The following is a 5,114-nucleotide window of genomic DNA, read 5'->3' as shown; positions in this document are numbered from 1 at the left end:
GATCCGTCCGGTGCGATTCGTCCGCTGACCCGGGCATTGGCACCGGCGAGATCGACGATGTCCAGCGCTTCGACAAGCAACGCTTTTCCGTCCGACAGGATGCGCGCCGAAATCCGTCCGGCGCCCGGGCGGTTGCCGGCACGCACGTTACGCGCATCCAGAATGAATCCGACATCGACGTTCTGCGTCGCTTCGAACACGCTCGAAACCTGTGGCAATTGGTCGAGATTGAGATTCTGGATCGCGACCTGTGCTTCGAGCCTGCCGCGCTGGTTGGGTTCGGAAGCGGTGAAACGCATGTTGCCAGTCATCACGGCGTCGCCGGTTTTGACCCGCATACGGCTGAGCGAAAGGATCGGATTGGCATAGGACACGTCGGACGCCAGTTCGATCGGACGTCCGTCCAGCATTTTCCAGAATGGCGAGCGGATATTCAGACGCTCCAAGTAGCGTGCCAAACGGTCGGAGGCTTTCGACGCGAGCGCGACGCGCCCCTCGGCTCCGCCACGGGTGGTGAGCCCGATTTCCCCCTCCATCGCGACACGCGTTTCGCCGGGCGCCGTGAATTCCATCCGTTCGATTTTCGCTTCGCCACGCACGAGCGATCCGCGCAGGACCGCGTTCGACAAATCTTCCTGGCCGAGGCCGATGCTATCGAGTTTGAGATCGAGATCGATGGGAACCGTGTTCGGCGGCAGTGACCACTCGGCCAGACGGCTTTTGAAGTCCCTCCCGTTTGACGACAGGATGAAGCTGTCCGCATCGAGCCGACGGCCTTCCAGCTTGAGGGCGATGCGCAAATCATTGAGCTGTACGGAGCCTTGCCCGGTCATGCGCAGGCTGGCGCCGCCCTCTCCCGCTTCGACGCTGGTTTCTTCCAGTGCCACCGCTCCAGGCTTGGTCTTGAAGGCGGTGTCGATGACGATCGGGATCGGGATGCCGGCAGCAGCCACCTGGGCCGGAGGCCCGAACAATACCTTCGCCTTACCGGCGAGAACCGGCGTGATGTCGTCGGCGACGCTCCCGAGGGCTACCTTTGCGTCGATGTCGAAGCGCGGATAGATGTCGCCGCCGCCGGTCAGTTTCAGTTGGAGGCTCTTGTCCTCGCCCATCTCCGCGGTGACGAGCCGGAAGGGAACGCCGCTCGTGGTGCCTTCCGCCCGCCACGGGCCGGCCAGCTTCTGTCCTTCGATAAGGACGTTCTCGGCATAGAATTGATCGGTCCGCCCCGTCTTCGGGATCTGGGTCGTGATCAGCAATTGAGTGATGTTGAGATTCTCGATCGCCAGATCGCGGCCGCGACCGCTCAAGTTGCCTGGAACGGTCCAGGAGCCGTCCGTTGCGATGGGAATGCGCACGTCAGCGCGGCCGATCCGAGTTTCGGTAAAGCGCACATCGCCGCGCAGCAGAGGCATCAGCTCGACTTCGGCCCAGATGAAATCCGCCGCCAGCGACGGCGCATCGGGCGCCCCCGACCCCAAGCGCAACCGGTCGAGGCGGATACGGGGCGAAGGCAGGATACGGACGCCGATTCGGCCTTCCGTGCGGGCCGGAGTGCCCGCCGCCCTGGAAATCGCCTGATCGATCAGGCCCCGCTGCGCCTCCCAATCGATCATGGGAGGAGCAACGACGGCCGCCGTCAGAATCAGGATAATGATGGAGGCGATGACCGTCAGAATGTCACGCAAGAGACGACCTACTCCGCTGTTCCCCAAGGCTCGTTAGCTGAAGGGCAAGACCAGCGGTAGCATGGCGTCGTCGCCGTCCACCGTCAAAGCGCAATAATCTTGCCCGGATTCATAATGTTGAGAGGATCGACGGCCCGTTTCAAGACGCGCATGAGTTCGAGAGTGGCCGGGCCGTACTCGATTTCGAGGTATTTCATCTTCTTTTGACCGACGCCATGCTCGCCGGTGCAGGTTCCCTCCATGGCGAGGGCGCGCTTTACCAGCCGGTCGATGAACGCCTCGCAGGCTTTGATTTCCGCCGGGTCGTCGACATTGACCAGGGGCTGGACGTGGAAGTTTCCGTCACCCACATGGCCGACGATCGGTGCGATCAGGCCGCTCGCCAGAATGTCCTTCTTGGTCTCGTCGACGCATTCCGCAAGACGGGAGATCGGGACGCAGACGTCGGTCGCGACCGATTGAGCCCCGGGTCGCAGGCCGCGCGCCGCCCAATAGGCATCGTGCCTGGCTTGCCACAGCCGGCTGCGCTCTTCGGCCTTCGTCGCCCACTCGAAGGGTCCTCCGCCGTATTCCGCCGCGATCCCGCCAAAACTTTCCGCCTGTTCCTTCACGCCGGCTTCGGACCCGTGGAACTCGAGCAGAAGCAACGGGCTCTCCGGCAGCGCGAGCTTCGAATGAGCGTTGACCGCCCTCACCTGCACTTCGTCGAGCAGTTCGATCCGGGCCACAGGGAGCCCGGACTGGATCGTGATGATCACCGCGTCGCACGCGGCCTTCACCGATGGGAAGGGGCAAATACCGGCTGAAATCGCTTCGGGAATGCCATTCAGCTTCAGGGTGATCTCGGTGATGATGCCGAGGGTTCCTTCCGATCCGATCAGAAGATGGGTCAGATCATAGCCGGCCGAGCTCTTCCTCGCGCGGCTCGCCGTCTTGACGATCTCGCCGTTCGGCAGAACGGCGGTCAGCGAAAGCACCACGTCCTTCATAGTGCCGTAACGGACGGCATTCGTACCCGAGGCGCGCGTCGCCACCATTCCGCCGATCGAAGCGTCCGCGCCCGGATCGATGGGGAAGAACAATCCGCGGTCACGGAGGTGTTCGTTCAATTCCTTGCGGGTCACGCCGGGTTCGACGACGCAATCGAGATCCTCTTCGTGGACCGCGACGATCCGCTTCATCTGGCTCACATCGACGCAGACGCCACCATAGGGCGCATTGACGTGACCTTCGAGGGATGTGCCCGTCCCGTACGGTATGACGGGGACGCCCTCAGCCGCACACAGCTTGACGATCGTCGCGACCTCTTCCGTCGTTTTCGGATAAACGACCACGTCCGGCGGCTGGTTTTTGACCCATGTGAGGGTGTGGCCGTGCTGTTCGCGCACCGCAGCGGAACTCACAGTCCGCTCCCCGAAGAGCCCGACGAGCGCTGTTATGAGCGACGCTAGCGTGGCGTCGGACGATCTGGACCGGGACATGGCGTGCGTGGCGTTCATGAAGTTTTCAGGTCTCGTTGGGAATGTTTGTCCCCCATACCTACCAAAACGACCGCCGAGGCAACTCTCGACAGCACATTCGCGTTCCGACTTGCATGCATGGCTGAGAGAATGTGCTATTGTTCGCTCGGTCCATTTGACGGCATAGTAGGGCGATGAAGAAGGGAAGGAGAAAACAGACCATGGATGAACGGGCCCTTCCCGTGTTCTTCTTTGCCCCGTTCGTATCCTCCACGATGCGGGTCGAGCCCGCTTGGATCGATTACAACGGCCATATGAACATGGCCTATTACCACGTCCTCTTCGATCGGGCCGTGGAGGAAGCGTTCTCGCTCATTGGTCTCGGTCAGGATTATGTCGAGGAGCGCAAGGCGTCGTTCTTCGCCGCCGAGGTGCACACCCTCTACAAGCGCGAATTGAAGGTCCACGACCGCGTTCGCGTCACGCTCCAGTTGATCGATTTCGACGAGAAGCGGCTGCATTTCTATATGGAAATCCGCCACGCGGAGGACGGCTGGGTCGCCGCGACCTCTGAAGGGCTCTCCCTTCACGTGGACCTCGAGACCCGCAAAGTCTCGCATTTCCCGGACGACATTCAAGAAAACCTCTCCGTGATGAAGGCCGCCCACAAGCGCCTTGCTGCGCCAGTCGCTCTGGGCCGCACGATCGCCCTTCCCTCACGCGATGCTCCGGAAGCACTCCTGTCGACGGGAACCCGCCACTGACGTCGGTTTTTGACGCTTGACGACACAGCCGGTGTCGTGGCTTATCCCTGTCATGACCACGAGCGCGCACATTTCTGTTTCGTATTACCGCCTCTCCCCATAGGAGCGGCACGCATTCGATTTGGTTCATCGAAGACATGCCGCCGCGAGGCGGCATTCTTGTATCCGAGACGGCCTCGCGGGGGCGAAACCCACCGAGACCGCCATGTTTCAAGTTTCCGAACGACATTTTCCGACGCGCGAGGCGCAGAAGCCGAGGCTCGGCCTCATCGGGGTCGGCGCTTTCGGCGCGTTCTGCATTCCGCACCTCTCTCCCTATTTCGATCTCAGTCTCCACGACCCGGACCGCGACTTGACGGCGATCGGGCAACGCCACGGAGCGCGGATCTGCGATCTCGTCACAGCGGCGGGGCAGGACATCGTCGTTCTCGCGGTCACTCTTCGTGATCTTCGCGCCGTCGCCAAAGCCATTGCGCCGCACATCAAGCCGGGCGCACTAGTCGTCGACGTCTGCTCGATCAAGGTGAAACCGCTCGCGGTGCTGGCGGAAGAGTTGCCGATAGGGACCGAGATCATCGGCACCCATCCGCTGTTCGGTCCGAAGAGCGGACAGGACGGGCTCGTTGGCCTGAAGGTCGCCGTCTGCGCCCGACAAGGCGGCAGGACGCGGGCGGTCAGTCGGTTTTTGAAGGACAAGCTCGGCCTCGACGTGTTCGCCACGACAGCCGAGCAACACGATGAACAGATGGCCTACGTGCAGGGCCTGACACATCTCATTTCACGGGCCATCGTCGCCATGGACCTGCCGCCGCTCCGCCATGCGACGGCGACTTTCGACAACCTCATGCGCATGGTCGACATGGTGGGTGGAGATTCCGACGACGTCTTTCAGACGATTACGCGCGACAACCCATTCATCACGAGTGTGAAACAACGTTTCATCGAAACGTTCGAGCGCGTCGCGGAAACGGAGCCTAGCAGCCGAGCGAGCCTGGCGGACAATACCTCCGGCCGATATGAGGAACCGGTGCGATCGGATTGTTGAACATCTGCTGCCGATCGATGCGCTGACGGAGCTGATTCCTGTCGATCTGCTGCTGCTGTTGCTGCCGGACGCCCTGCTGCTCTTGCTGGATCGACCTGTTCAGATCGTCCACCTGGCGCTCGGAGGCACTCCTTCGTGGCACTGTCGGTGCCTGTGC

At 62.0% G+C, this 5,114-nt stretch carries 5 protein-coding genes; 3 read left to right on the top strand and 2 right to left on the bottom strand.

What is annotated here, in order from left to right; all coding sequences use genetic code 11:
• Both AC1DT3_RS11700 and AC1DT3_RS11695 read right to left on the bottom strand, forming a co-directional pair.
• The coding region (locus tag AC1DT3_RS11700) for an AsmA family protein (RefSeq protein WP_477465428.1) at nt 1-1,688 on the bottom strand (1,688 nt) is incomplete at its 3' end.
• An 83-nt stretch (nt 1,689-1,771) separates the two neighbouring features.
• A complete protein-coding gene (locus AC1DT3_RS11695) occupies nt 1,772-3,187 on the bottom strand; it encodes an FAD-binding oxidoreductase (protein ID WP_477465427.1) in 1,416 nt (471 codons plus the stop codon).
• A 182-nt stretch (nt 3,188-3,369) separates the two neighbouring features.
• On the opposite strand from AC1DT3_RS11695, the gene AC1DT3_RS11690 reads away from it, so the two are divergent.
• The 3 genes from AC1DT3_RS11690 to AC1DT3_RS11680 form a co-directional block, all read left to right on the top strand.
• Nucleotides 3,370-3,912, top strand: coding sequence for a thioesterase family protein (locus AC1DT3_RS11690; RefSeq protein ID WP_477465426.1), 543 nt, complete (start codon nt 3,370-3,372; stop codon nt 3,910-3,912).
• A 205-nt stretch (nt 3,913-4,117) separates the two neighbouring features.
• Nucleotides 4,118-4,957 carry a prephenate dehydrogenase/arogenate dehydrogenase family protein gene (locus AC1DT3_RS11685; RefSeq protein ID WP_477465425.1) on the top strand — a complete coding sequence of 280 codons (840 nt, stop codon included), beginning with the start codon at nt 4,118-4,120 and terminating at the stop codon, nt 4,955-4,957.
• On the top strand, nt 4,929-5,114 hold a 186-nt coding region (locus tag AC1DT3_RS11680), incomplete at its 3' end, for a hypothetical protein (RefSeq protein ID WP_477465424.1). The genes AC1DT3_RS11685 and AC1DT3_RS11680, both read left to right, overlap by 29 nt.

The organism is Microvirga sp. P4_G7, assembly GCF_056401005.1.
The sequence above is the reverse complement of the archived record's forward strand: the minus strand, read 5'-3'. Positions and strand labels throughout refer to the sequence as shown.

Excerpts from the sequence above, each read along its gene's own strand:
- AC1DT3_RS11695 (WP_477465427.1), bottom strand. The coding sequence starts at position 3,187 with ATGAACGCCACGCACGCCATGTCCCGGTCCAGATCGTCCGACGCCACG.
- AC1DT3_RS11690 (WP_477465426.1), top strand. The coding sequence starts at position 3,370 with ATGGATGAACGGGCCCTTCCCGTGTTCTTCTTTGCCCCGTTCGTATCC.
- AC1DT3_RS11685 (WP_477465425.1), top strand. The coding sequence starts at position 4,118 with ATGTTTCAAGTTTCCGAACGACATTTTCCGACGCGCGAGGCGCAGAAG.